23 protein-coding genes and 2 pseudogenes are annotated in these 26,487 nt (G+C 42.6%); 14 read left to right on the forward strand and 11 right to left on the reverse strand.

Going from position 1 to position 26,487, the window contains the following annotated elements:
* Window positions 1-179 precede the first annotated feature (179 nt).
* Together LIT25_02165 and LIT25_02170 are read left to right on the forward strand one after the other, a co-directional pair.
* Complete coding sequence (locus tag LIT25_02165; GenBank protein USK34233.1) at window positions 180-737, forward strand: isochorismatase family protein; 558 nt, start codon at window positions 180-182, stop codon at window positions 735-737.
* A 392-nt stretch (window positions 738-1,129) separates the two neighbouring features.
* Window positions 1,130-1,585 carry a hypothetical protein gene (locus LIT25_02170; protein USK34234.1) on the forward strand — a complete coding sequence of 152 codons (456 nt, stop codon included), beginning with the start codon at window positions 1,130-1,132 and terminating at the stop codon, window positions 1,583-1,585.
* 216 nt (window positions 1,586-1,801) lie between these two features.
* Here LIT25_02170 and LIT25_02175 read toward each other — a convergent pair whose 3' ends face one another.
* The 6 genes from LIT25_02175 to LIT25_02200 form a co-directional block, all read right to left on the reverse strand.
* Complete coding sequence (locus tag LIT25_02175) at window positions 1,802-2,029, reverse strand: carboxymuconolactone decarboxylase family protein (protein USK34235.1); 228 nt, start codon at window positions 2,027-2,029, stop codon at window positions 1,802-1,804.
* Between the two features lie 10 nt (window positions 2,030-2,039).
* Window positions 2,040-2,789, reverse strand: a complete 750-nt coding sequence (locus tag LIT25_02180; protein USK34236.1) for an ABC transporter permease — start codon at window positions 2,787-2,789, stop codon at window positions 2,040-2,042.
* Window positions 2,790-3,551 (reverse strand): ATP-binding cassette domain-containing protein, encoded by a 762-nt coding sequence (locus tag LIT25_02185; protein USK34237.1) that lies wholly within the window; start codon window positions 3,549-3,551, stop codon window positions 2,790-2,792. It abuts the gene before it with no gap.
* Between the two features lie 158 nt (window positions 3,552-3,709).
* Complete coding sequence (locus LIT25_02190; protein USK34238.1) at window positions 3,710-4,063, reverse strand: DUF1048 domain-containing protein; 354 nt, start codon at window positions 4,061-4,063, stop codon at window positions 3,710-3,712.
* 330 nt (window positions 4,064-4,393) lie between these two features.
* Window positions 4,394-4,744, reverse strand: a complete 351-nt coding sequence (locus tag LIT25_02195) for a DUF1048 domain-containing protein (GenBank protein USK34239.1) — start codon at window positions 4,742-4,744, stop codon at window positions 4,394-4,396.
* Between the two features lie 71 nt (window positions 4,745-4,815).
* The gene (locus LIT25_02200) at window positions 4,816-5,136 is read right to left on the reverse strand and encodes a PadR family transcriptional regulator (protein USK34240.1); all 321 of its coding nucleotides are present in this window, start codon (window positions 5,134-5,136) and stop codon (window positions 4,816-4,818) included.
* A gap of 437 nt (window positions 5,137-5,573) precedes the next feature.
* Here LIT25_02200 and LIT25_02205 point away from each other — a divergent pair.
* The 3 genes and pseudogenes from LIT25_02205 (at window position 5,574) to LIT25_02215 (ending at window position 9,209) form a co-directional block, all read left to right on the forward strand.
* Window positions 5,574-5,672: pseudogene (locus tag LIT25_02205) on the forward strand (SAM-dependent methyltransferase).
* A 425-nt stretch (window positions 5,673-6,097) separates the two neighbouring features.
* A complete protein-coding gene (locus LIT25_02210; protein ID USK34241.1) occupies window positions 6,098-7,903 on the forward strand; it encodes a metallophosphoesterase in 1,806 nt (601 codons plus the stop codon).
* Between the two features lie 346 nt (window positions 7,904-8,249).
* Window positions 8,250-9,209 (forward strand): hypothetical protein, encoded by a 960-nt coding sequence (locus LIT25_02215; protein USK34242.1) that lies wholly within the window; start codon window positions 8,250-8,252, stop codon window positions 9,207-9,209.
* 436 nt (window positions 9,210-9,645) lie between these two features.
* Here LIT25_02215 and LIT25_02220 read toward each other — a convergent pair.
* A pseudogene (locus LIT25_02220) lies at window positions 9,646-10,114 on the reverse strand (LysR family transcriptional regulator).
* A 340-nt stretch (window positions 10,115-10,454) separates the two neighbouring features.
* Here LIT25_02220 and LIT25_02225 point away from each other — a divergent pair.
* Entirely contained in the window at window positions 10,455-10,943 is a 489-nt protein-coding gene (locus LIT25_02225; GenBank protein USK34243.1) for a DUF1456 family protein, read from the forward strand.
* A 10-nt stretch (window positions 10,944-10,953) separates the two neighbouring features.
* On the forward strand, window positions 10,954-11,661 hold the full coding sequence (locus LIT25_02230; GenBank protein ID USK34244.1) for a M48 family metallopeptidase: 708 nt from the start codon (window positions 10,954-10,956) through the stop codon (window positions 11,659-11,661).
* Between the two features lie 150 nt (window positions 11,662-11,811).
* Here the strand turns inward: LIT25_02230 and LIT25_02235 are convergent, their stop codons facing one another.
* Entirely contained in the window at window positions 11,812-12,789 is a 978-nt protein-coding gene (locus tag LIT25_02235) for a M20/M25/M40 family metallo-hydrolase (GenBank protein ID USK34245.1), read from the reverse strand.
* Between the two features lie 160 nt (window positions 12,790-12,949).
* Window positions 12,950-14,347 (reverse strand): M28 family peptidase, encoded by a 1,398-nt coding sequence (locus LIT25_02240; GenBank protein USK34246.1) that lies wholly within the window; start codon window positions 14,345-14,347, stop codon window positions 12,950-12,952.
* Window positions 14,348-14,713: 366 nt separating this feature from the next.
* Between LIT25_02240 and LIT25_02245 the strand changes: the two genes are divergently transcribed.
* Window positions 14,714-15,958: a helix-turn-helix domain-containing protein gene (locus LIT25_02245; GenBank protein USK34247.1), complete on the forward strand. Its 1,245-nt coding sequence runs from the start codon at window positions 14,714-14,716 to the stop codon at window positions 15,956-15,958.
* A gap of 318 nt (window positions 15,959-16,276) precedes the next feature.
* Here the strand turns inward: LIT25_02245 and LIT25_02250 are convergent, their stop codons facing one another.
* Together LIT25_02250 and LIT25_02255 are read right to left on the reverse strand one after the other, a co-directional pair.
* Complete coding sequence (locus LIT25_02250; GenBank protein USK34248.1) at window positions 16,277-20,002, reverse strand: S8 family serine peptidase; 3,726 nt, start codon at window positions 20,000-20,002, stop codon at window positions 16,277-16,279.
* 513 nt (window positions 20,003-20,515) lie between these two features.
* Window positions 20,516-21,184, reverse strand: coding sequence for a DUF624 domain-containing protein (locus LIT25_02255; protein USK34249.1), 669 nt, complete (start codon window positions 21,182-21,184; stop codon window positions 20,516-20,518).
* A gap of 554 nt (window positions 21,185-21,738) precedes the next feature.
* Here LIT25_02255 and LIT25_02260 point away from each other — a divergent pair.
* The 6 genes from LIT25_02260 (at window position 21,739) to LIT25_02285 (ending at window position 26,483) form a co-directional block, all read left to right on the forward strand.
* Window positions 21,739-22,272, forward strand: a complete 534-nt coding sequence (locus LIT25_02260) for a hypothetical protein (GenBank protein USK34250.1) — start codon at window positions 21,739-21,741, stop codon at window positions 22,270-22,272.
* A gap of 476 nt (window positions 22,273-22,748) precedes the next feature.
* The gene (locus LIT25_02265) at window positions 22,749-23,678 is read left to right on the forward strand and encodes an ABC transporter ATP-binding protein (protein USK34251.1); all 930 of its coding nucleotides are present in this window, start codon (window positions 22,749-22,751) and stop codon (window positions 23,676-23,678) included.
* Window positions 23,675-24,763 carry an ABC transporter permease gene (locus LIT25_02270; GenBank protein USK34252.1) on the forward strand — a complete coding sequence of 363 codons (1,089 nt, stop codon included), beginning with the start codon at window positions 23,675-23,677 and terminating at the stop codon, window positions 24,761-24,763. Before LIT25_02265 ends, LIT25_02270 begins: the two co-directional genes overlap by 4 nt.
* 67 nt (window positions 24,764-24,830) lie before the next feature.
* Window positions 24,831-25,493, forward strand: coding sequence for an O-methyltransferase (locus tag LIT25_02275; protein USK34253.1), 663 nt, complete (start codon window positions 24,831-24,833; stop codon window positions 25,491-25,493).
* Window positions 25,494-25,622: 129 nt separating this feature from the next.
* Entirely contained in the window at window positions 25,623-26,045 is a 423-nt protein-coding gene (locus tag LIT25_02280) for a GNAT family N-acetyltransferase (GenBank protein USK34254.1), read from the forward strand.
* 12 nt (window positions 26,046-26,057) lie between these two features.
* Window positions 26,058-26,483 carry a DUF1801 domain-containing protein gene (locus LIT25_02285; protein ID USK34255.1) on the forward strand — a complete coding sequence of 142 codons (426 nt, stop codon included), beginning with the start codon at window positions 26,058-26,060 and terminating at the stop codon, window positions 26,481-26,483.
* Window positions 26,484-26,487: the final 4 nt, after the last annotated feature.

The following is a 26,487-nucleotide window of genomic DNA, read 5'->3' on the forward strand; positions in this document are numbered from 1 at the left end:
GGGCCAGATTAAGGAAACAAAAGGAGAACAGTTACATTTAATACTAGGTTGAAAAAGAGGATTTTATGGTTTTAAAACGAAATAAGTTTAAAAGTTTAAGGGGGCGATATTATGAAGAATGAAATTGAAGAAAAGTTTAGGGAACAGGGTCTAGATTATATTGAAAAGGAGTTTTTCTAATGAAACAAGCTTTGATCGTTATTGATGCTCAACAAGAACTAATAGATGGTAGCGAAAAAGAAAATCCAGTCCGAAAAAAAGATGCATTATTGAATAACATTAATCTCGTCATTGAAAAAGCTTTAGCACTAGGAATAGAGATTATTTTTATTAGAGATTTGGATGTTGCAGAGGGGAAAGGGATTGGATTTGAGGTTCATTCAGAGATTCAAGTTCCACCATCTGCCAAGATCTTTGATAAAAAAGCTACCAATGCGTTTTTTGGAACACCGCTCTTAAACGAATTAAAAGAAAATGCGATTAAGCATATCGTAATAATGGGGTGCAAATCAGAACATTGTATTGATACAGCTGTAAGAATGGGAACCGTTAATGGTTTTGATGTAACATTAGTTGGTGACGGACATTCTACAACAGATTCTGATGTTCTGACCGCTGAACAAATCGTAAATCATCATAATAAAATTTTGCATGGCCACTACAATGTTGACCATTTTTCTGTTGTTCGAACTACTCAAGAAGATTTGTTTCAACCAATACATGACGATCACCGGTAAATTTCGATTTGCCCGGGTTAATTCAGAAGCTATTAAAAACATTATTGATCTTCAACAATCGGGCCATTTTCTGGAATAACGAATTGTGGAAAAGATGGAATTTTGAAATAATTGGTATTAAGTATAAGGGCAGTTAAACGGAATAAACAGAGGTTCAAAGAAGTGTGATTCCTTAGGGTTTTACGCTTTTATTTATTGTGGTCAACTAATTAATAAGAAAACAATGGAATATAATGAGAAAAATTAACGATGGCTTATGCAATATAACGAAGTATTCAGGGGAAATATAAAATAATTTTAAGTCTCAAGACCTATTCTGAAATTAACCTGGCAATACGTTGTCAGTCCGTTTGGTAAGAATCCGGCTTAAGACAGGTGAGATTGAGTACCTGATGACCAACTTGACATCGGAAGAATTCGACACGAAGGAGATTTCCTGGTTATACAACCTTTGTTGGGGAACTGAAACCAACTACCACTACTTAAAGGAAAGCATGAAGATTACAAATATCTCAAGTAGTAAGGAAGAACTTATTAAGCAGGACATCTATAGTCAGATGTATGTTTTTAACCTTCTGCAAACTGTCCAAAATGAAGCTGAAGAAGAGATTGTTCAAGAGAATTATAAGCACAAAATGAAAATCAACATAAATATGGCGGTGGGGTATATAAAACGATACTTTATTGTCATTATGTTGAGGGAAGAGCCATCGGAACGGGAGCAGCTCTATAATCGATTGCACAACAAGATTCTCAAGGAAATAGTTCCTATTCGAAAGGGAAGGAAATATGAACGGACAACGAGTTCGAAAAACAGGCATCACATAAACAAAAGGAAAGCCTTTTAATGGATAAGATAGAATAAAACAACTTAAAATCCGATTTAATGGAGAAAAATTCTCTCTTTTCGTGCTGCCTTAAAATTTTTTCCTTTAATCGAAAAAAAACTATGAATCACATTCCAACTGAAATGTAATCCATAGTTCCTTAAGTTAATGACATTGATTACCAAAGCGGTTTTGCTTCGGATTCTACTCTTTTACTGTCAATTATATCTATGGGCTTTATTCTTTTAATTTCTCCTCCTGCGAAAGAGCACTACCCGCTGTAAATTCTTCTAAAGTATGCATGGCAAACCTCGCGTTGGGATAAGTGTTCGAGCTGCCACCAATCACACCAGTTTTGAGGGTTTCCATGATTTCATCGATGGTTGCCCCGGCATTTAAGCAGCCTTCCATGTGAGAGCAAATGCATTCATCGCAGCGGCTGACTATTGATATGGCTAATCCCATAATGGTGTACTTACCCTAACTGGCGTTTAAATACTTTACTGGCGAAGAAGTAAGCGATGACCATGATGCCGACGCACCAGGCAAGCGCGATCCAGATACCGTTGCCAACAGACCCTTCATACAAGAGGGCACGAATCGCATTCACGATTGAAGTCACGGGCTGGTTCTCAGCGAACGCACGGACAATTTTAGGCATGGTTTCGGTGGGGACAAAGGCCGAACTGATGAACGGCAGGAAAATCAGCGGGTACGAGTAGGCTGTTGCCCCTTCCATAGACCCCGCTGTCAATCCGGGAATGACCGCCAGCCATGTCAGCGCCAGCGTAAACAGCCCGAGTATCCCAGCTACCGCGAGCCAATCCAGGATATCAGCGCTGGAACGGAAGCCCATCAAGAGCGCGACGAGGATAACCACCACGACAGTAAGCGCATTGGAAACAAGCGAGGTCAACACGTGAGCCCACAATACCGACGAGCGCTTGATGGGCATGGTAATGAAACGCGCCATCAGCCCGCTCTTTACATCCGTAAACAGCCGCACGGAAGTGTAAGCGACGCCGGATGCGATAGCCATCAGCAAGATTCCCGGCAATAAATAATTGACGTAGTTGTCCGTGCCTGTCTCTATGGCGCCGCCAAATACGTAGACAAACAGCAGCAGCATCATAATCGGCGTAATCGCCACCGTGATAATCGTATCCGGGCTGCGCATGATGTTGCGCATTAAACGCCCTAGTAATACCCCTGTTTTGCTTTTCATTTACATCTCCTCCTTTTTGCCGATGATCGCGAGGAAAATTTCCTCCAATGTCGGCTGCTTCTCGATGTACTCCACTTTCGCTGGCGGGAACATCTTCTTGAGTTCGGTAAGGGTACCGGTCGTGATTATTTTTCCGCCATGCAGGATGGCGATACGGTCCGCCAGTTGTTCGGCTTCCTCCAGGTACTGGGTCGTCAGCAAGATGGTCGTGCCGCCGCCGGCAAGCTCCTTGACAGTATCCCAGACTTCAATCCGCGCTTCGGGGTCAAGCCCTGTCGTCGGTTCGTCGAGAAAAATGACTGCTGGCGTCCCGATCAGGCTCATGGCGATGTCAAGCCGGCGCTTCATCCCGCCGGAATATTTGTCCGCCCGGCGGTTGGCCGCATCGGTCAGGCTGAATCTTGCAAGCAGATTGTCGGCGACTTGAGCGGGATTGGAAACTCCCCGCAACTTGGCGATCATCATCAGGTTTTCCCGCCCGGTGAGCATGCCGTCTAAAGCTGCGAACTGCCCTGTCAGGCTGATGCTCTGGCGAACATGATCCGGTTGACGCTGGACGTCAAAGCCGCAAATACCTACTTCGCCGCCATCGGCCTTCATCAGCGTCGAGAGGATGTTGACCGTTGTCGTCTTGCCCGCTCCATTTGAGCCCAGCAGTGCGAAAATTTCGCCACGCCGCACCTCAAAATCCACCCCCTTTAAGACTTCCTTGTCTTTAAAGGATTTTTTTAACCCTTTTACAGAAATCGCTGCATTGCTCATACTTTTTTCCTCCTTATAAAAAGCGCCTTGCGGAGCTAGATTGCCTATACTCTTCTATTTAGTCTGACTGATAATCTGTATAACTTATTACCGGGTTGAAAATATAACTGAATAGCGAAGGTGGCAATTCACATTTGTAACCAGCTATTCAGTCGGTATTATCTATTGAATTTATTTTTTCCGAATCGCTTCATGATACTCTGATTCAAATCTTCACGATACTTGGCGACATAGGTTTTAGCGTTTGCCACTAGTTCGTCGGCAAAGGACGCCACGTCGTCCCCAGTGATTTCCAGCACTTGTCTGCCTTCCGCCGCACCGGCTTCGAACAACTCGATTAATTCATACTGAATGTGCAGCATATCCATCCCGCTGCCCGCTGAGAAATTCCACATGTAGTTTTGAATTTTCTTAAATACAAACTGGTAGTTCTCTGGCAGGGCTTCCACCCGTGCCATCATCATCTTGTACTCTTTTTTATCACCAATCATTTTTTTGAACATTTCCATCATGTTATTTTTCCTCCTTTTTTATAAAGCTGAACAAGACACTCCAAAAACTACGGAATATCTTATGAAGCTAGATTGATTTCAAGACGTTGATTTTTGATGCAAGGCCGCTTGCGAGATCCGGAAATTACGGAGTTTTGTCTGATAAGCGAGCGGGTTGCTCGCGTTCAGACAAAGCGGAGTAATTATCCGGTCGAGCGCCTTGCGGAGCTAGATTGCCTATACTCTTCTATTTAGTCTGACTGATAATCTGTATAACTTATTACCAGGTTGAAAATATAACTGAATAGCGAAGGTGGCAATTCACATTTGTAACCAGCTATTCAGTCGGTATTATCTATTGTTATTTTTTCCCAATCGCTTCGTGATACTCTGATTCAAATCTTCACGATACTTGGCGACATAGGTTTTAGCGTTTGCCACTAGTTCGTCGGCAAAGGACGCCACGTCGTCCCCAGTGATTTCCAGCACTTGTCTGCCTTCCGCCGCACCGGCTTCGAACAACTCGATTAATTCATACTGCATGTGCAGCATATCCATCCCGCTGCCCGCTGAGAAATTCCACATGTAGTTTTGAATTTTCTTAAATACAAACTGGTAGTCCTCTGGCAGGGCTTCAACCCGTGCCATCATCATCTTGTATTCTTTTTTATCACCAATCATTTTTTTGAACATTTCCATCATGTTATTTTTCCTCCTTTTTTATAAAGCTGAACAAGACACTCCAAAAATATCGTACGGAATATCTTATGAAGCTAGATTGACTTCAAGACGTTGATTTTTGATGATACAAAATCCCATTTTTTCCAAAACAATTCAAGTTCCTGGCGGCCAGCCTCATTAAGTGAGTAAAACTTGCGGGGCGGCCCCATATCTGACGGTTTCTTTTCTATGTTCACCAGTTTTTTCTTTTCTAATCGCACGAGGATGGTGTAGACCGTCCCTTCCACGACTTCAGTAAACCCAAGCTCGTTCAGGCGGCGGGTAATCTCGTAGCCATAGGTTTCATGGCGGCTGATGATTTCCAGCACGCAGCCTTCCAGCGAACCCTTCAGCATTTCAGTTAAATTTTCCATGTTCAGAGCCTCCTCTATTTTGTCTGACTTATATTCAGTACAACTTAGTACTGAGGGGAATTTTTACTTAATAGCTTTTGGGAAATCATGCTATTAAGTATTGCTTATTACATGTACATTGTATCACCGAGTAGCAGAGGTGTCAACTATTTTTCTTAAAAATATTTTTGCAACCTAACTATTCAGTGGTGTCGGTATCCAGTGTGACCTACTACAGGTATATCGTAACACGTAGTAGATAGACTGTCAACTGGATTTTCTAAATATTTTTAAAACCAGCTATCCCCATTGGATACAGCCGATTTTCTTTATGGAGCTTTTACTTCCTCCTATGCTTCTTTCAAAATGATTACACCGCGGATCATTCCCATCCAGCAGCTGTACATGTAGGTTCCCGGTTTCTCTGGTGTGAAAACGATGAGGTTTTCTCCTACTTCCAGTGACCAATTCCTTCCGAAGAAATGTTAAAGAGTATTCCCGAAATGAAAGAAGAACTTCGTAGACCTATGTTCTTAATAATCTCAGCAGAAAAGTAAATGTTTATTATGCGTTCCTGCAAGATGTGGGGACGTTTTTCTTTTTTGGTTTACGGGAGCTTTAGTAAAATAACTGAGGATTATTAATGTAACTCCTTCGTGTTCTTCACTTTTCCACTATCGGGCGCGATTATGTAATAACACTTTGATTTAAACGACTTTATTGTCATATTTTAAGTGCATTGAAGTATTTTTTATCAAAAATCAAACAACTTTATTTTAGCCCCGTCCTAAAATCAGAACGGGGTTATACGTGTTTGTGATTTTAAAACTAAATAACTTTTTTGTCGCTATACACATAAGAACGAATAACGGGTGATTTACAAACATTAACCAAATTTACAAATATTAACCTAATTTAAAAACGAAATTAATAAGTTGCTGATACACTATTGTTGGCTTAATTAAAAAGGAGGAAACGGTTTATGGGAATGAAAAATGCAATAATAGGTTTATCGATCATTTGTATGATGATTCCAAGTTTTGTTGCACCTACAGAGGCTTCGGGTTCTGCAACCCAGAAAGAAAAGGATAGTATTGCAGCAGATTGGAAACTTTCAATAGAACATGTGAAAGCCGGTTCAATTGAAAACGGGAATTTAATTATTGAAGATGCAAGTAAAAATGGGAATGATTTAGAGTTAGTGACGATTGGAGATAAATCATCACCAGAATTAGACAATATAATAAAGTGGTCTGAAGAAGATTATTATGATCAAGAAAATGTTGACAGCTTACAATTTGCTAATTATAAAAATGCTCCTGTAGGAAGATATTTCAAAACAATTAAAGATGCACCTATTAATACGGAACAATTTAAAAATGGATTTACAATAGAAGCTATTTTTAAATTACCAAGTAATTTCAATTATCGTTTACATAGCTGGATGGGAATGCTGACTAGACAAGGGCAGGCTGCTGACCTTGGCAAGATAGAAGGCGAGAAAGAAATACTTACTACATTATCTATATCTAACGCTCAAGAAGTCCAATGGACAAGCCATTCAACTAATCTAAACTATAATGTGACCAACTGGTCTCGTTCTTTAAATAGTGATGAATGGTACCATTTGGCGGTAGTTAATGACGGGCAAACGACGACTTTAACAGTGAATAGTGTCAGCGATTACGGAAAATCAGAAGTAGTGAAAGGCATTGCATCTGTAGAGGGTAAAGGCTGGAACATTGGTGCTTCTGAGTGGGCAAATGAATTAGATTCACTTTTTGCAGGTAACATCCAAGAAATAAGAATTGCTAATGAGGCTTTGAATGAAAAAGAATGGCTTATTCAAGATGCTCGTGATGATCAACAAGTTGAAGGAACAAACGATAAAATTCCATTCCTAACAGATAAAAATAATTATAATTTTCTTTTTGTTCCAGATACGCAGAAATATTCAAATCTCAATCCGGAGATTTTTAACAGCCAAATGAAATGGATTGCTAATAACAGCAAAAAGAATCAAATTGTAATGAACGCATTTGTCGGAGACATTGTTGATTGGGATACAGAATTACAATGGAACAATTCTCTCGAAGCCATTTCCTATTTAGATAAAAAAGACACTCCATATATGATTACTGCAGGGAATCATGATTATGCGAGTGGAGACCCTTTCCTAACATATTATGGACCAGAACGATTTAAGAATAAAGAGTACTATAATGGAAGTTCTCCTTCTGGATATGGGTCTTATGCAATAGTTAAGGCGGGGAGCTACGAATATTTATTCTTAATGGTTGATATGAAAAACTTAGAAAAAGACTTGGAATGGTCAAAAAGTGTTTTGAATCAACATAAAAATAGACCGACTATTATCGTTTCCCACGATATTATATATCCTGACTATGAAAATAATAAACCTATTGCCGTAGATTCGGATAACGGTCGCCTGATTTGGGATGAACTTGTAAATGATCACAATCAAGTGTTTATGACAGTTAACGGACATTATACGGGTGCAGTTCACAGAGTTAAACAGAACGCTGCAGGAAACGATGTCATTCAAATGCTTATCGATTACCAGGGAAGTTACAGAGGAGGAAATGGCTGGCTCAGACTTGTGGAATTTGATGAAAAGAAAAACAAAATGTTTTTCCGTACTTACTCTCCATTTATAGATGAAATGTCAAACAAAGAAAGAACGTATGCTGATTTCAAATATTTAACAGATAAACAAAATCTATTTGAATTGGATTTTAATTTTAAACAGAGATTTAACATGAATTAACAATAAGGATTAAGCAGGTCCCACCAGCCTCACTCAGCCTTTAATAAAATTGTCGATCGGGCGCGTTTATTTAAGAACGCGTCTTTTTCGTGTATAGGGCCATATAATGGAATAACTTCTTGTAAAAAATATGGTAATTTGAAATAGTTGTTATTAAGCTAAAGGGAAGATTACTACAGCAAGAATCAACTTTATGTATATGGTTATTGGACCATTGAAGCATTCGACTGCGTATTACGATACGAAACACCTCAGATTGGAATGTGGTTGGATTCATCTGAATTAACGCCTGAAGAGACTGTGTTTGAAATTTTAACGAAATTACATGAAAGTAGGGGGTGACGACATGACAGTAACGGCAGAGAGGGCCTCGCGATTGATGAAGATGCGTAGAATCTGCGGTTATGGAGCCGCCATAGCGGTGACGCCGTATCTGCTGATCAAAATCGCCTGGACTTTCGGTCTCTTCCTTCCGACCGAGCAAATGGGCGACGTCAGTTGGCGAGCGATCAACGCAGCTACCGCGGTTCTCGCCGCGGTCGGCATCCTGCTGGCGATGGCGTTCTGCAGGCCGTGGGGTGAACGGCTGCCCGCGTGGCTGGTGGCTCTGCCCGTGTGGATGGGCACCGGTCTTCTCGTTCCCATGGTGTTGCTGGTACCGGTGCTTGGCCCGGCTGCCATGACCCGGGACAAGGAGGCAGGCGCCGCCGACTTCTGGGTCTACGAGCAGATCTTCGTTATGGTCTCTCTGGTCGGGGTCGGCATTTGCCTGCCGCTCGCTTTGGCAGGGTACGTCAAGGCGCGATGGCCGGAGGCGCTAGGCGGTCCGATTGACTGCGGGGAGCTGCCGGGACACACCCGGAAGCTGCAGATCACACTGGGCAGGCTCGTCGCAGCCGGCTGCATCCTGCTCGGCGTCATCAAGGTGTTCTGGGCGGTGGGCGGCACCCTCGGGATCGACCCGGCCATGCTGGATGACCGTGATGTGTGGTGGCACCTGCTGACGTTGAGTACCGGCACGTGGGCCTTCGCAGGGGCGTGGGGCCTGCTGGTGCTGACCACCCGCCGCGGGTCGCGGAGGTTCCTGCCTCCCATGGCGGCGGCATGGATCTCGTCGGGAATGCTGTTCTCTTACTGCACCTACGACCTCTTGACCTCCATTCGCCCCGATGCGCAGCCCACCCCAGAGTACCCGCTGGCACGGGTGTTGACCACGGAGGCCGGCATCGTCCTGGGTGTGATAATGGGGATGATCATTCTGCTGGTGCTAAATGACCGCCGGTGCTCCTTGCGCGGTGAGCTCTGATAATCCGGAATGATGAACTTACGCGTCTAGTTGAAGATGGGTAGCGCGAAAGACGTGTCGAATAGAATGCCAGAGAAGGATTTGCAGCCGCGAAAGCCGTCGCCTTCCGAAGTGGAGCTGCTGATGAGTCGCTCAGAACGGATGTTATGAATCGAGAGTTAGTTAAGGTATAGTATAAGGACGTAAGGCGCTGCCGGGGATTATAAGGGGGCTTTTCTGCAATATCTATGCAGCAGACGTATTTTGAACGATCTTCCACAATCGGGGGCGATTGCGGAGTAACCATCTTAATTATTATTGGCTCTGAGTACAAACTCAGAGTCTTTTTTGTATTCCAGGGGATTTTCTCTAGGATAAATTTCCAAGGCGATTTACATTGCAATTTGCAGCTCATTTTGCAGGGTATACATAAAGTTATTCCACCTCTACCAAACACATGGTCGAAGATATCATTCTTAGTCGGAAGAACAATGATCCCAACATCAAGAAGATTGTTGCCCACATCTTCTTCTAATTTTGAACCGTCTTCTACTAATTAAAAGGTAATCCCGGGATATTTTTCGTGAAAGCTGCTGACAATTTTCAGGAAAAAATGCGCATCAAATATTGGCGGCAATCCAATACGAATATGCCCCTTTTTTAGCCCTGCCAAGTTGTCCAATTCCGTTTCTAAATTATTAAAGGCATTGTCAATTAATTTTGCCTGCTCCAAAATGATCTGTCCTGCATCGGTCAAGGCTAACTTCTTGCGGGAGTGATCAAAAAGTTCAACTCCAAGCTCCGTCTCAAGATTTTTAATCATTTTACTAATAGTTGGCTGGGTGATAAATAAATGGTCTGCTGCACGGGAAAAACTATTAAAAATTCGACACCTCAATAAAATATTGTAAATGTTTGATATCCAATATCGTACACCTGATTGTGGAAAATTTTAGGGGATATTATTCTGAAAGAGATAGAAATAATACATCTTAGAATTTTTTATTATGTTTCCAACCTTGATTGGAAATAACAGAGGCTCCGTAAAGCTTAGCGATCCATTCCTTTTTTATTAATAAAAAAAGAAGCAGTGAGCAGATGATCACAAGATCCATTTAATATTTTTTAACCTATTCATAATGAAGTTAAATCGTTTGACTAAAGTGGAAAGTGAAGTAGCTATTCACTATAATTGTGGTTTAATATGTAGTAACAGGTTTTGATGAATCTGCCGCGCTAATAGGCAATGCTATAGGAGGTTTATTAATGGATAATAACGATATTTTAATTCGATTAAGATATGCACTGGATCTGAAAAATACAGAAATGGTTGAGATTTTTAAGCTTGGCGGGATTGAAGTGAATAGGCAAGATTTGCCGAAGATCCTTACCAAATCCGATGGGGATGAAGAGAACATCAAATGCGACAACGTGATGTTTGAGTCCTTTTTAAATGGCTTCGTTACGTTTAAACGAGGGAAGCAGGAGCCAAAGCCGGGGCAGCCAGAAACACCGGAACTGACTTTGGGAAGAAGTGCAAATGTGAACAATCTTCTTTTGAAGAAAGTAAAAATTGCCCTGGCGCTAACAAGTGAGGAAATGCTTGATATCTTTCAAAAGGCCGGCATTCATGTGACAAAAGGGGAATTAGGGGCTTTATTAAGAAAAGAAGGCCATAAAAATTATAAAGAGTGCGGTGATAAATTCGCCAGGAATTTCTTAAAAGGATTAGGTTTAACATATAGGGGAGCATAAGTGAGCACACATGATACATACCTACTCAGGTGAGACCATTCGTTTTGAGATTTCTTATAAAAAGCGGACATCCATTGGCATTTCGATTGATCCCTATGGAAATATCGAAGTCCAGGCTCCGAAAGGCACACCCGATGAACGTATTCTTCAGGTAATAGAGGAAAAGTGGGATCTGATTCAGGAAAGATTGAAAGAAATGAAGGATAGAATGCATGGACCAAAGGAGAAAGTCTATGAGTATGGTGAGACCTTTCTTTATTTGGGAAACGCATATCCCATACAGATCTCTCATGATGAAAAGATCCAGCAGGACCATGTCATGTTTGATGGAGAAAGGCTGCATATCTATGTGAAGCAGCTTGACGATGAGAAAATAAAACAAGCTTTAAAACGATTTTATTATCAGCAGTGTAAAGCGATCGTAGAGAAGAGCATCCAGACCTATCAAAGCAACTTTAAAGTGAAACCGCGTTCGATTCGTATTATTGATAGTAAAAAGAACTGGGGAACCTGTGATGCAAAACTGCAGCTGACCTTTAACTGGAAGCTGGCCATGGCACCGTTGAAGGTGATCGAATATGTCGTCGTTCATGAAATGTGTCATATGGTCCATCTGAATCACGACCGATCTTTTTGGCGTCTGGTTGGGAAAATCATGCCGGGTTATAAGGAACAGGAAAACTGGTTAGCAGTATCAAGTTGGAAAATGACTGTTTAGCATGAATAGCAAGGGGGGTTCTTCTGTGTTTTGACGCAGCAGAACAGTCCTGATGTCATAAGTATTTTTTTGTATTAATATTAGACTCCGCTTAAGTACAAAAGCCTGATCTTTAATGCTCAGCAGAGCAATTGAGGTCAGGTATTCTTTTTATTTATAAGAGCTTGTTTTATTAATAAACTTCAATAATTCCGTAAGTACTTGGCTGTAGGTCGACAAGCGTTCCTCAGTTCTCCCAGGATACGCTCCCTCAATAAAGGCAAGTGTATCATTTTCAGTATGCCAAATCCCGCCATACTCTTCCGTTTGCTCGTATCCATCTAAATCGCCAATTTCCCAGTTAGTAGATTCAAAGTAGGCAAAAGGTATTCCCAGTTCATTGAATGGGGCATGGTCGCTCCAGTCTCCTGTTGTGCCTGCTGGGTAATCAGGGTTTAACCCAGTGTTAATACCAATATCTAGCTTTTTCTTCTTTGCAATGTTTATAGCTTGGTCTCGGATGAAGCCAGCCTCTCCTGCACTGCCATGGACATACATTTTGTCTCCTGCAGCAAGGCTGTCCAGGTTAATCATTCCAACTGTGTTCTTGATGTCGTTTGCTGACATTTGTTTTACATAGTAGTTTGAACCGTTCAAACCGCCTTCTTCAGCTCCAAAGGCAATAAAAACAATAGAATATGGAGTTTTTACCTTTTTCAAGACTTCGGCGACTTCGAGCATCACTCCAACACCTGAAGCATTATCGTCGGCCCCCTTGCCAATTGAAACCGAATCATAGTGGGCACCTACAATGATTTGTTTACTGGACTTACCCGGTTTAAAGGCAAGCACGTTTGCAGATGAGTACTCTTTTCCTCTTCTAGTAAAAGTAAAAGGTTGTACACTTGATTTATAACCCATTCTCACAAACTGCTGCTGAATATATTCTTTTGCATGGGCTTCGCCGGCTGTACCGTAAACGCGGCTGCCAATTACTTCAGATAGATACTTTGTATGCTCGTACGCCATCGCTCCCTTTTTATGTACCAGAGACGGTGAGTAGCTTACAGCAGAAGCGGTCGGGCCGCCTACAGTCGTGATTAATAGAAAAAGAATAACAATCATGGATATAAATACTGGTTTTTTCATCGAATTCCCCTTTTTAAAATGCAATTATATGAATGATTATAAAAAGATTCATAGACTGACAATCCTTTTTAAGCTAGAAAAGCATACTAATCTGGAGAGGGAACTGAGAAACAAAAAGAGCCGCAAGACCTCGAAGGGCCTTGCAGCCATTTCCTATCTTTTACTGGACCGGACGATCCTCAAAATCATAATCAACCGGACCGGGAGCAACTCTGGCATGTTCCAAAGCTGGAGTATCAGGTCTTGCAATCTGGTAAACCGATGCTCCAACAATTTCTGCCGCTTCCTGCAGTTTGTTTTTATCAATTTTATCAATCGTGTCGGCTGGAGTGTGGTACCATGGTTCAACCGGTGAGTGGATGAACAAGGCTGCCGGAATCCCAAGCTCATGGAAAGGCTGGTGGTCACTTCGTCCCAGCTGTCCGTAAGGAATGACTTCCGCTGCAGCTGTTCTTGCGCCTGCTGCTGCACCTAAATCGGTAACGAGGTTTTTCTTGCCGTCAATTGTATACATGATTAAGCCGCCTGCCGGATTGTCGCCGCCCGCATCCTTGCTTCCGACCATATCCATTTGGAAATGAGCTACAATTCGATCAGCCTCTTTATCAGTTAGAGTACTTGCATAATGATAGGAGCCCAAAAGCCCTTTTTCTTCCGCACCGAATGTAACAAAACGGAGCTCCGTATCCGTTGGCATGTTGGCCATTACTCGGGCAAGCTCAAGGACTGCCGATACGCCGGATGCATCATCATTTGCTCCCGGTCCGCCGTGGACTGAATCGTGATGGGCGCCAACCATGACTACCTGGCCGTTATCTTTGTTTTTGTGTGGTTTCAATTTGGCGATGACGTTGTAAGACGTTTTTTCAACATAGCCTGAACCAGAAACTTTAATCGTGGAAGTAAGCGGCCCTGTTTTTAATTTTTCAACTAAAGCAAGCCCCTCAGCTCTTGTAATGCCCACCGCAGGGATATTTTGTCCATAAGCAGCTTGTCCAAATGCATTTGAACTTCCGCCGCTATTGTACATGATGACCCCAATGGCACCTTTGTCGAGAACATTTTGGATTTTTTCCACGAAGCTGATGTCTCCGCGCTCAATAAGAGCTATTTTCCCTTTCACCTCATCCGGAACGGTACCGGCAAGAGCTTTGCCGACGTGAATCACCTGTCCAGTTACCTCTGCGCTGTAAGAACCGCTGAATACATAAGGGTTGAAAGATTGTCCATTCACTTCCAGAGAGCCGGATACATTATCCCTTACTGCTTCATAAAAAGGAAATGGCTGTAATTCAGTCTCATAACCATACTTTTCAAATTGACTCTTTATGTACTGTGCTCCCGCCAATTCTCCGTCGGTGCCAGCCTCGCGAGGTTGCTGCGACAGCTTGGCAACCGTGTTATACATATTATCAGAGCTGATCTTCTTGATAATCTTGTTGTCAAAAGCAGAACTGGATTGAGCATTGGGTGCCTGAACCGGGCCCTCAGCCATAACTCCATTAAAACTAAACGCTACTCCGGCAGCTAATAATCCCGCCATGGTTTTTCTATACATGGAACTCCCCCTCAATAAATAAATAGGATACGAATAAATTATCAACTATTAGAAAAAATTGTTAAATAAAAAGAAAATGACAAAACATGACAAAGAGTTAAAATTTTAATGACTAATTTCTGTACCATCGTAATAGATTTGTAATTTCATGTTGGAATTAGAAGAATTTTAGAAGAATAACAGGAGGATTGACATATAAATCTTGTTCTTTCTTGCAGGAACATGGCGGTTTTTTAGGGAATAGGTAATAGTTTGACACCAGCTGTTGACTACTTACTTGAGGAGCGAAGTTTGAGTTAAGAAATACTACAGATTTTTAAACTGAATTAGAAAAATCAGATGATTGAAAAATAGGGGATGGGAATCATGCTGGAAGGAAAGATAATCAAATTCTATCGCGAACAACAAGAAATGAAGCAAAAGGACCTAGGGGAAGGAATTTGCTCCAGTACTCATATCAGTAAAATAGAACGGGGGCTTACAGAAGTATCGGATGAAACTATTCTATTATTATCTCAAAGACTAGGAATTGATATGGAAAGGGAAGTGTTAAATTACAGGAGGGTGGAATCCTTATTAAAGGAGTGGCATGATGCCATTGTGAAGGAACTGCAGACAAAGGCGGATAGTATAAAAAGGCAGCTTGATGGAATTAACCTTTTATATATTCAGGATTTTTATCGATCCTACACCCTTGTGCTCACCAGATACTGCTTGTCTATTGGCGAGTTTACATCAGCGCAGGTTCTAATAGAGGAGATGGATGTTTGGACAGGTTTATCTAATTATGAGGAAAATATGCTGTTGCACATAAAGGGGATTTTCCATCTGACCGTGAAGTATGACTATGTCAGTGCCATCTCTTTTCTAGGTCAAATCAGTCTGGAGCAATACTCCAATCAGGAATATTATTACGACTTGGCTGTTGCCTATAGTTCGCTCAATTCTCGCGTCCTGGCTTTTTTCAATGCGAATAAGGCACTGGCCTTCTTCACCAAAATTCGCAGCTTCTCCCGTATCATTAAAGTTGAAATGCTGATGCTCATCCAGCTCGAGCAATCGGAGGATTACCGTTTTCTAAGCAGTGAATATCATAGATTGATAGATATGACAGGGGATTATGGGCTCGATCATCAAAAAGCGATGCTGCATCATAACCTTGGCTATCTGAATTTGCGGCACGGCTATTTCAAGCAGGCTGCTGAATATTACAAAAAGTCGATGGATGCACGGAATTCCTCGGAGCCCAAGTATGTCGGCTCGCTGGAGGGGTACATAAACGCTTTGACGAAAGAAGGGAAGACGCCAAAGGAAAAGCTTCTAAAGCTTGTAGAAGAGGGACTTGTGTTATGCAGGAATTTTTCGGACACCACCTTTCATCATCTCTTTACGATGCATTATCACTCTATTCTAGGTGAGGATGACCAGTATTATCACTATCTGGAGAACCAGGCATTTCCCCACTTTGACAAAATGGGCTATGTAATGACGAAAGAGTTTTATGCGGTAAAATTATTTGACTACTATATGTCCAACAATGATATGGCCAATGCTAATCGTTATGCTGGAGCAATTGTGGAGAAGTTCAGAAGAAATAATCAGTTTGTTTGATGGAGAGGTTACGTTTTTGTGGCTGAAGCTTTAAGTTTTGGTCAGAAAATGGGCTTGTAAAGAGGAAAAAACGCTCTGTTTTTATGTTTTTTGCATTGTTCGGGGGTGAAAAGAATGTATGTGCTTCCTTCTGAGCTAGGATGGAGTTCTCAAAATACCCTATTCTAACAAACTGCCCGATTATTCTAACATATAGGCACATTTCTAACAAACCCAATCATTCATCTAACAAATCAATTTTTCACATCCGCCACACCTAACTAACCAAAAGAAAAGACGCCTGCTTTCTCCATATAAAGCAGGCATCTTCCACTAAAACTATCTTAATCCGTAAGCCTTGATGATCTCCTGGGTAATTTTGTTTCCTTCATCATCCCAAGCGCTTGCTCTGAGTGAAACGGATTTTGCGTTTATCGGATTTCCAATGGTTGCGGCATAAGCGTCGCCATCTTTTGTAAGCTTCACTTTTTTCCACGCTTTGCCCTCATTGAATGAAACTTCCAAAGTGGCATCCTCCACGTTTCCGTATCCTACTGCACCTTCCACTTTACCGACAGACAGCTCAAGGTTAGTAGGACGGTTTGCCAATGCATCCCCATTTACATCGGTGTCCACCTTGTAATCCAGAGTTAGGAATGGAAGATCGTATCTCCAATCCTCTGATGCTTCCGTCCAGAAGGTCCATTCAGTATGAGTGCGGACCGACGTATTCCAGCGTTCTGCGTCACGTTTTGCGTCCGTAACAAAGCGGAATTGCGTACGTTCTTTTGGTGCGACATCTGTTGCATAGATCGCTTGGCCTTTACCTTCCTTCACTAATGTATCACCCTTGTACAATTTAGATGTCTGATTTTTTACAGAAACATTATATTCGGTACCTCCTGTGTTTCCTTTTCCGGCATCGGCCCAAGCAGGTACATTGATCATTAGATGATCGCCTTGGCGCTCAGGAGCCCAGTAGCCTTGCCCCAAGCTTGGACGGACAACTGGAGAGAACCAGTTCTCTGTTAATTTTTGTCCTTTTGTGTAAGTGGCCAATGGCTGACGGATCTCCCATGTCGCATCTAAGATTTTTGCCTCGTGATACCAGCCTGTGTCCTCTATTGCCGAAACATACTCCGTTCGGGCTCTTGGTAATGATATCTTTTTCAGGAGGCCTACAGCCCCAAATGTATGCGGACGCACGTCGTATCGGAATTCTCCACCTGCTGTTTCAATGTGGGAATTGTAGCGACTGTCGATTGTCGCTAGGTCTGTATTCTTCGGTGCATAGGTTAAATCCTTTGGTATAGAACCTTTATGGACATCCATAAGATCATATACATATGGAGAATCGATTGTTCCTTCTACTTGCAGTTTTACATCTCCTGAACGTACAGCTTTTACAAGCTTGTCGCCTTCTTTTTTGCTGATACCAGCAACGGCAATCGGGTTGTCTGTGCCCTCTGAAGTACCAGCATATTTACTAAATTCTTTATCCTCATTGTTGACGATGATCAGTAGCTTTGCCCCGGCAGCAGCAGCAGCAGCAGCTTGCTCGGAAATAGTCACCTCATTATTTCGGTCTACCACAACTGCTTTACCTTTTGCTTTTAGGCGGTCGAAGTCAGCTGAACTGCCTTTTCCGGCAAAAGCGGTGGAAAGATTGTATTTTCCATCCAACAAAGTACTACCGGGAAATGGGATGTCATCGAGTTCCGTTCCTTTAAAGTTAATGGACAATAGTGGTTTAGTCAGACGCCAGCGAGTAAGTTGCTCAAAATATCCGTTTTTGACTTCTTTTGTTGGAACAGCGTACATCTTATCAATCCAAGGCGTCAGCAAATAGAGACTAGTCAGGGGCATATCACCAATTGTTCGGTGATATTCCATACGTTGGTAATTTGCCTCTGTTTTCTTCGGTACCTCTACAGATATTTCTTTTGCTTTTCTTGCATCGAGTTCCACTGTTTTTGGTCCATTCAGTTTCACTTCCGGGTCACCTACAAGGGCTACACCAGCGTGGTCTGTGTTCACGTCCACATCCATTAGGGACATGGCCGAATAGGTGCCTGGCGGCAGGCGAAGTTCTGATGAACCATTGACAGCATAAACCCACGGCTCCATTTTCTCGCTGGATATTGCCACATATGCCAGTCCAGCAGAGCCGTCACGGTCAGTTGCATTTAGTGTAAGAGTATAACGTTCCTCTTCCTTGACCATCGCCATAGTTGTGTGTACAACGGCTTTTCCGTTTGCTTTTGCTGTTAAAAATCCTTGATAACGGGAGCCTGTTTCACCAAGGGTGGAATCAAGTGTTACGTTCACGTCCGCTGTGCCATTGGCTGGAACAGTGATGGTATTTTCAGAAAGGTTTAACATACCAGATGGAGCTTCTTTACCCTTTGCATTTGTAAATGTCGCTTCCAGCTCTACTGTGATGTCCTCGGCACTATCATTTGTATAGGTAACGATTTTTTCAACAGGGGCTGCTTGATCATTAGGCCATTTAAAGAAGCCGAATGATACGGAGCTAGTTGCTCTCAGCTGTGTTTCCAAGGCTGCAGCTATATCAACCCGTCCTGTTCCCACCTGGTAAGGCTGGTAACCTTCAAGCTTCGTTGTTGTGTTCATTAATGCTTCTTTTAAAGCTTTTCCGTCCCATTCTGGATGTTTTTCGGCAAGGATAGCTGCTGCACCTGCGACATGCGGTGAAGCCATGGATGTACCATCTTTTCTAGAGTAATATCCACTGCCAGATGTAAATTGGGAGCGGGCTGCAACAATCCCTACACCAGGAGCAGATAAGTCAGGTTTTAGACCCATATCGCCATAGCGAGGCCCCATTGAAGAGAACCATGCAAGCCGATCCGATTTGTCCACAGCCCCGATAGTTAAAGCGGAATCTGCAGCACCAGGAGAGCCGATAGAGCCTTCTGCTCCATTATTACCGGCAGCGATAACAAATAGTGTTTCATTCTCTTCACTAAGTCTATTTACAGCTTGAGACATAGGGTCTGTGCCATCACCTGGCTCGCTGGTTCCAAGACTCATATTGACAATCCTTGCATTCTCAGATGCCCATTCCATTCCCTCAATAATCCAAGAATCTTGTCCAAATCCTTGATCACTCAATACTTTCCCTACCAGTAAGCGTGCATCAGGAGCAACGCCTTTGGATTTTCCATCAGCTTCGCCTGTTCCAAGCACAGTGGAGGCAACGTGTGTTCCGTGACCATTTCCGTCATTCACTTCTTCTCCAGGTACAAAGCTCACTGCTTCGTCCAATTGATCGACAACGTCCGGGTGGCCAGGGTCAATTCCGGTGTCAAGCACGGCAACCTTGACGCCTTCACCTGTAAAGCCTGCTTCCCATGCTGTGTGTGCTCCAATTTGAGGGACACTTTGATGAAGGGCTGCTTCTACACGGCCATCCAGCCAAATTTTTTCTACTCCATATTTAAAGAGTGATGATTTTTCAGGTTCTTTATTGTCCCTTTGAACTGTGACATCTTCCCAGAATGTTTCCGCTTTCATTTTGTCGGTAGTAAGTGCGGCACCATTAATACTTTTTAACTCCCGAACCTTCTTCGATCCTTTTGGAGCAATGTTTTTGGAGAAAGATCCAGCCTTTGTCTCTTCGTATTCGACGATAACCGGCAATCCTGCCTGATTCTTGTCATCATACCCATATTCAATCAATTTCGTAATATTAAATAAGTCCTTATCCAGTTTTCCTGCTGCCAGGTAAGGCATGGTAGAGTTCGGGAATACGAAAGTATCCTCACCTAAGGTCAGGACCCTGACTCCATCCCCATCCTTATTAGCTGGCTCTACATTGATGATATATTTCCCGTTTTTAAGGGTAGAAACTTTTACGACATCACCAGTAATGAGCGTAATTACGTGATCCCCGGTTCCATTATTACTCATTGCAACAGTTGATTTATCCAATACCGTCCCATTCCTAGATGCTCCAAGTGCGTTCACTTGAAAAATGGAGCCTGATAGCATAGAAGCGGCAATCGATCCAACTAGAAGCGTCTTTATGGTTAGCTTTTTCATTTACATTCTCCTATTCCATAAGGTAATTAGCGGATAATGCTAAGCTGAGAAAAATCATGGTGAGGTAAAAATAAGAAGTTATTCAAAAAGATTACTGAAAGAAGTAGACTGCTAGAATCAGAGCTTGTCTTCACCTCCTTAAAGGTTTGGTTCTATTTCTGTAGAAGCTTCTAATGGTAGTAAGTTCTCTATATGAGGTAAATAAATAGGAAGGATTAGTTGAATTGTATAGTCATACAATATTATTGACAAATGGTGTTTTGAGAGGGACCTAAGAACTATATTAGAAGAAGGAAATCTGCAAATATTAGCTGAAATAACCGAAGGGATAAACCAAAATGTCTAAAAAAGGGGAAAGGAATTGGGGTTTTAATTAGTATAATCTAAGAAAAATAACAAACCATTATTATTTTAATGCTCATTTTTTTAAACCATACACCAACAACATCATCCGCAAAGGGGATTTTTACTAGATTAAAAAGCCTGCCTTCAAAAATAGAAAGCAGGCTTTTATTAACTTTCAACAGCCTTATAAAAAACAAAAAACGCCAACAAAGCTCCTAAACTCCCCACTCCAATTAAAAACAAAAGAGGAAACATCCCAGTACTAATATAAAACAGTGCACCTACTCCCGCTGTAATGCCAACTGTATGCACAGGCTTTCCAATCGACAGCAGCATCGAATTCTTAAGTGTCTGAAACAGCTTCAGATGATAGTGAACGGTGTTGGAAAAGAAGTGCAGTGTAATGACGAACATGAACATGCCTACTGCCAGGAAGAGATAGTAGAGCGGCGAGTTGGCTTTGGCAAAGTAAAAGTAGTCGATGACCAGGATGATCCAGAGCGGGACGATAAGCAGACCGCCTATCATGCTTCGGATGTAGTTTTCTTTGTAGAAACGCCAGTAGGAACGAATCAGTGGAACGTTGCTGTCCGTGGTCACCCATTTTCGTACTATGCCAAAGAGAGCGGTTGTGGCCGGGAATAGGATGAACGGAGCGAAGAACGCAATGGTCAGACCGTTCACGATTATGCCTGCTGAATCGTGAACAGCATATAGATTTAAAGTTAAATAGACAATTGGCAGGTTGAAGAATAGCCATATAATGTTTGCTGAAAAGATTCTGGTGATCCATTCGGTGAAGGTATAGAGCTGCTGCGGCAATTCTCCGATTTTCATTGATATCCCCCTGATAACTGAAAACGTTATTATCTTTTTTTTCTTATCATAGCATATTCATTTTGAACTTTAGACGCAGTAAAAGTCGTTTGCTGTCTTGTTTTTTTAGAATTCATTAATAAAATCTTACAGGGCTTCCGCATGAACAATAAGAGTTAATCATACCTTCAAAAAAGATCTGAATACTCTAATCCAATAGACTATACATTTAGAATTGCTTCACATAATTTGAAGTTATAACAGGATTCTTGTGATTTTCGAGATGTCATGAAAATCCTTATTCAATCCATTTTGAGAGGTATGATGTAATGGAAGAACAGAAAAATGGAAGTGGCAGTGGCGGTAAGTCGCTTTCCAGAAAGAAATCATGAGAAATCGGACCTTTTTCACAAAAGAAACGACGAGATGAAGTATTTAAGTTACGTATGAAACAAGCCGAGTATTTTAATAAACAATACCCCGTTCATCCGTGTAACGGTGATGAGGAGCTTTTTCTAAATAAAATAGGGAATTTTTCTAAAACACTGCCGCATAATCTACTTGGGGAAGTAGGTATGAAAGCCTATAAAACCTTGAAAAAGGCACTAACATCAGGAAGACCCGAAGATTTCGATTCGATCCTTATGGGCAATGCTGTGAAGCTTGCAAACCCTCAGGCAGCTTATTCATTCGATATGGTGGGTCATGATAGTCATCAGTTAAGCATAGCTGTTCCTCCCAGATTCAGCAGTACATGGCAAGCGGGTGAAATGGTTGAACTATACTGGCGTTCACTCACCCGAGATGTATCTTATTCAGAATTTGATCAGAACCCACTAACCTTGGAAGCAGCCGCTGAGCTTTCAAAGCTGTCAGATTTCCGGGGGCCAAAGGAAAATGGAGTTGGAGGAGAATTAAATAAACTTGCCTCAAATATCGCACATGGACGAGATACAGCTGGAGTTCACTGGCGATCTGACGGAGTCGAAGGTCTGAAATTAGGTGAATCAGGGGCCATTGGCATTCTTCAAAGCTATCAGAAAACCTACAACGAAAAGTTTAAAGGCTTTACCTTTACAAGATTTGATGGGACGAAAATAACGATTTAAGAACCGGGAAGCTGCAGCTGTCAAAATAATGATGGTTACGAAGGCTGGAGATGACCTTTTCGCAGACAATCACATCCCAGAATCTTGGAATACAAATAAAGTTCCCAGCCCGCCAAGCGGTGAAGGATCGGTTTTTGTGGACCAGGAATCAAAGAACCGCAGTCACAGGAATCCTCCTTCCTTAATAGTGAAAAGAGATTTTGTTTTCATTCTATGTGAAGTTTGCAAATATCAAACTTCAATAAGTATTTCTTACTTTCATTATACTGCGCTGACACTGGATGATAAGTCCAAATGTTTACTGTGGAAGTTTGCAAAGATTGAACTTTCATTAAGTAACATCTCAGCAGGCTTCCAGATAAAGAGTATGAAGTTGTAGATTGAAACAAAGGGATAAAGGCCTCCCGCAAAGAATATATACCAATAGAAACAAATCTGAGGCAGCAGCAAACTGTCTCATTTTGGAGTGTGAAAAAATGAGTGCTCAGGAACAGATTATCAGTGTAAATGGCTTGGTCAAAACATATGGGGATTTTACAGCAGTCAATGGCATTGCTTTTGACGTATTTAAAGGCGAAGTGTTTGGAGTGCTTGGCCCGAATGGTGCGGGGAAGACGACCACTTTGGAGATGCTGGTGGGACTGCGGAAGCCGGATGGCGGTTCGGCTGATATTGGCGGGTTTGATGTGGTGAGGGATTTAAAGAAGGTGAAGGAAGTTATTGGTGTCCAGCTGCAGTCGACGACTCTTTTTGAGCTTTTGACGGTAGAGGAGATCCTCCATTTGTATGCGAGTTTTTACAAGAAACAGATTCCGATTCATCCGCTGATCGAAGATATGCTGTTGACGGATAAAACGAAGAGCCGGATCAAAAGCCTGTCAGGCGGACAGAAGCAGAGACTTGCGATTGCGCTCGCTCTTGTGCATGATCCGCTGATTATTTTTCTGGATGAGCCGACAACAGGACTGGATCCCCAGGCCAGAAGAACACTGTGGGATATTATTTTTAATCTGAAGGAAAAGGGAGTTACGGTTGTTTTGACTACTCATTACATGGATGAAGCCCATGTGCTTTGCGACAGAATTGCCATTATGGATCAGGGGAACCTGATTGCACTCGATACCCCGGCCGAGCTTGTGCGCAGTCTTCACTCTGAAAATGCGGTGGAATTCCGGTTTGAGGAAGAAGCAGCTGAGATGGATCTCACTCAAATTGAGGGCGTCAAGCAGGTTGGAAAGCAGAAGGATGCAACCATTCTGTATACGGATAATCTTCAGGCAACCTTAACGAGCCTCATTCAAACGGCTGCAGACATGGGCTTGAAATTGGCAGATTTACAGATTCGAACGGCAACACTTGAGGACGTCTTTATCCATATGACGGGAAGGAGGCTGCGGGAAGCATGAAGGCATATTGGCAATTAACGTTAACCCAGCTGCGTATTTTCCTCCGCAATCGCCAGGTATTATTTTGGACGCTTGCGTTTCCGATTTTTCTTATGATCATGCTCGGGTCGTTTCTCGGGAATGGCAACAGCATGTCGGTTACGGTTGGAGTCGTCGATCAGGATCAATCCGGTGAATCGAAGGCATTTGTTGCGGAATTAAAGAAAAATAAAGCGATGGAGCTTGAAATGGAGTCGAAGGAGGACAAAGCCTTCAATGAGGTGAAAAAGGGTAATTTGCAGATCTTGATTGTGATTCCAAAAGGTTATAGTGAAGAGCTTGGTCAAGAGTCTCCTTTCAAACTCCCCGTCTATTATGACGAAACAAATACGGCGGTCTCGCAGGTTGGTCTGCAGCTTGTAAACGGAGCGGTTGATCAGATCAGCAAAGAAAAAGCAGATTACAAGCCTGTGGTCGTCACTGAGGCAAAAGGAATTGAAACGCTGAACCTGCAGTATATTGACTTTTTGGTACCCGGAATTGTGGCGATGATGATTATGAGCAACAACATGAACGGGGTAGCCGGGCAAATTGCAGCGTGGAGAGAGCGGGGCATTTTGAGAAGAATGCAGGGAACGACGCTTAAGGCATCCACCTTCATTGCGGCGCAGATAACGGCGCGTCTAATGCTTAATGGTTTGCAGGCACTGCTTGTGCTCATAATAGCCCAGCTTATTTTTGGAGTGGATGTGCGCGGATCCTGGCTGACACTTATTGCCTTCGTGATTCTAGGTACTCTTGCCTTTATGGCGATCGGATTTATCATTGCCGGAATTGCAAAAACACCGGAAAGCGCCGCGCCGATCGCAGGATTCCTTTCCTTCCCTATGCTCTTTTTAGGAGGCGTCTTTTTCCCGATTAAAAATATGCCTGACTTTTTGCAGCCGATTGTCTATGTGCTCCCGATTTCCCACTTAAGCCATGCGTTAAGGGAAGTCATGAACGTTGGAGCATCCTTTTTGGCACTTGGAACCGAAACGCTGATTTTGGGCTGCTGGGTTGTGGGCGCTTTTATCGTGGCGAGCTTTACGTTTAAGTGGGAATAAGAACGTTTATATTAGACGCGAATATCCTAAGATGCTGTTAAGATTACTAGATAAAGGAGATCAAAATATGACCACACCAGCTACTTGGAAGAAAGCAGATGATTACTTCATTTCTAAACTTCATTCCGCTGACCCGGATATGTCATACATCCTTAAAGCAAACGAAGAAGCGGGGCTGCCTGGGATTGATGTGGCACCTAATCAAGGCAAGCACCTTTACCTGCTGGCGAAGCTGAATGGTGCAAAAAAGATTCTTGAAATAGGAACGCTTGGCGGCTACAGCAGTATTTGGCTGGCACGGGCATTGCCTGAAGACGGAAAGCTTGTCACTCTTGAATATGAGGAGAGGCATGCCAGGGTTGCAAAGGAAAATATGAAAAAGGCAGGACTTGATCATAAAATTGAAATAATTGTGGGGGCGGCGCTTGATACGCTGCCTGCTTTACAGGATCAGGCACCGTTTGATTTTATCTTTATTGATGCAGATAAAGTGAATTATCCGGGCTATTTTGAATGGGCGATGAAGCTTTCTAAACCTGGTACCGTTATTTTGGGAGACAATGTGGTCCGCGGCGGAAAGGTTATCGATGAAAAAAGCGGAGATATGAATGTAGACGGAGTCCGCGCCTTTATGGATTTGCTTTCAGAGGAGCCTTGCATTGAGGCGACGGCTATTCAAACGGTCGGCAGCAAAGGGTATGACGGATTTGTTCTTGGTGTTGTAAAATGAATGAGGTGGAGCTGCTGAACAACGGCAGCTTTTTTGATTGTTTCGCTGATAAAAAGCGAAAAGAAAAAGGAACTGGCAGCTTTAAAAAGAATTATTAAGTAACATATTAATTAGACAGGGAGAAAGCATATGAATTACCGCATTTTAAAAGAAGATAATCCGTACAGCAAAAATATCGTCAATCAGAAGCTCTATGAGTACAATTCCTTGCACTTTCCGGAGGATTTAAACGGCAGATATGAAGAAATCAATTTGTACCTCAAAGATGAAAACGGCATGGTCCGCGGAGGCATTTTAGGAGAAATCTGCTGGAACTGGCTTGAGATCCATACCCTTATGATCGATGAGGACCTGCGCCATTCAGGGTATGGATCAAAGCTTCTGGCAGAAGCGGAGAACCTTGCTTCACTCAAAAAATGTGACTTTGTTAAAGTAGACACCCTCAGCTTTCAGGCAGTTGATTTTTACAAAAAGCATGGGTACGAGGTATATGGTACTCTTGATGGAGTTGGGAGAGACTTTAAGCATCACTACTTGAAAAAAGACCTGTAAAGGAGCAAATCTATGGCGTACGAATTGAAAACGAAGCAGACTGACAACAGTGTGATTGAATTTATCGAGGCAGTCGATCACCCGAAAAAGCGTGAGGACGCCTATCAGCTGCTGGACATTTTTACAGAAACGGCCGGCTATGAGGCCAAAATGTGGGGGCCGAGCATCATCGGCTTTGGCTCGTATCATTATAAGTATGCAACCGGCCATGAAGGAGACGCGCCGCTTGTCGGATTTTCACCGCGTAAAGCAAAGATCAGTTTATATTTTGCGCCAGGCGAAACGGAACGCGAAGAATTGTTAAAGGAACTAGGGAAGCATACGTCAGGGAAAGCGTGTGTCTATATTAATAAGATTGCTGACGTAGACGTTGAGGTTCTAAAAAAGCTAATAAACTCATCTGTAAAGTTTTTGAAAGAAACCTATCCCGATCAATAAAAGG

Source organism: Bacillus sp. F19 (assembly GCA_023823795.1).
Lineage (GTDB): Bacteria > Bacillota > Bacilli > Bacillales > Bacillaceae > Bacillus_P.

Bases quoted from the DNA above. Each gene is read 5' to 3' on its own strand.
- LIT25_02165 (USK34233.1), top strand. From the start codon at position 180: ATGAAACAAGCTTTGATCGTTATTGATGCTCAACAAGAACTAATAGAT.
- LIT25_02170 (USK34234.1), top strand. From the start codon at position 1,130: ATGACCAACTTGACATCGGAAGAATTCGACACGAAGGAGATTTCCTGG.
- LIT25_02175 (USK34235.1), bottom strand. From the start codon at position 2,029: ATGGGATTAGCCATATCAATAGTCAGCCGCTGCGATGAATGCATTTGC.
- LIT25_02180 (USK34236.1), bottom strand. From the start codon at position 2,789: ATGAAAAGCAAAACAGGGGTATTACTAGGGCGTTTAATGCGCAACATC.
- LIT25_02185 (USK34237.1), bottom strand. From the start codon at position 3,551: ATGAGCAATGCAGCGATTTCTGTAAAAGGGTTAAAAAAATCCTTTAAA.
- LIT25_02190 (USK34238.1), bottom strand. From the start codon at position 4,063: ATGATGGAAATGTTCAAAAAAATGATTGGTGATAAAAAAGAGTACAAG.
- LIT25_02195 (USK34239.1), bottom strand. From the start codon at position 4,744: ATGATGGAAATGTTCAAAAAAATGATTGGTGATAAAAAAGAATACAAG.
- LIT25_02200 (USK34240.1), bottom strand. From the start codon at position 5,136: ATGGAAAATTTAACTGAAATGCTGAAGGGTTCGCTGGAAGGCTGCGTG.
- LIT25_02210 (USK34241.1), top strand. From the start codon at position 6,098: ATGGGAATGAAAAATGCAATAATAGGTTTATCGATCATTTGTATGATG.
- LIT25_02215 (USK34242.1), top strand. From the start codon at position 8,250: ATGACAGTAACGGCAGAGAGGGCCTCGCGATTGATGAAGATGCGTAGA.
- LIT25_02225 (USK34243.1), top strand. From the start codon at position 10,455: ATGGATAATAACGATATTTTAATTCGATTAAGATATGCACTGGATCTG.
- LIT25_02230 (USK34244.1), top strand. From the start codon at position 10,954: ATGATACATACCTACTCAGGTGAGACCATTCGTTTTGAGATTTCTTAT.
- LIT25_02235 (USK34245.1), bottom strand. From the start codon at position 12,789: ATGAAAAAACCAGTATTTATATCCATGATTGTTATTCTTTTTCTATTA.
- LIT25_02240 (USK34246.1), bottom strand. From the start codon at position 14,347: ATGTATAGAAAAACCATGGCGGGATTATTAGCTGCCGGAGTAGCGTTT.
- LIT25_02245 (USK34247.1), top strand. From the start codon at position 14,714: ATGCTGGAAGGAAAGATAATCAAATTCTATCGCGAACAACAAGAAATG.
- LIT25_02250 (USK34248.1), bottom strand. From the start codon at position 20,002: ATGAAAAAGCTAACCATAAAGACGCTTCTAGTTGGATCGATTGCCGCT.
- LIT25_02255 (USK34249.1), bottom strand. From the start codon at position 21,184: ATGAAAATCGGAGAATTGCCGCAGCAGCTCTATACCTTCACCGAATGG.
- LIT25_02260 (USK34250.1), top strand. From the start codon at position 21,739: ATGAAAGCCTATAAAACCTTGAAAAAGGCACTAACATCAGGAAGACCC.
- LIT25_02265 (USK34251.1), top strand. From the start codon at position 22,749: ATGAGTGCTCAGGAACAGATTATCAGTGTAAATGGCTTGGTCAAAACA.
- LIT25_02270 (USK34252.1), top strand. From the start codon at position 23,675: ATGAAGGCATATTGGCAATTAACGTTAACCCAGCTGCGTATTTTCCTC.
- LIT25_02275 (USK34253.1), top strand. From the start codon at position 24,831: ATGACCACACCAGCTACTTGGAAGAAAGCAGATGATTACTTCATTTCT.
- LIT25_02280 (USK34254.1), top strand. From the start codon at position 25,623: ATGAATTACCGCATTTTAAAAGAAGATAATCCGTACAGCAAAAATATC.
- LIT25_02285 (USK34255.1), top strand. From the start codon at position 26,058: ATGGCGTACGAATTGAAAACGAAGCAGACTGACAACAGTGTGATTGAA.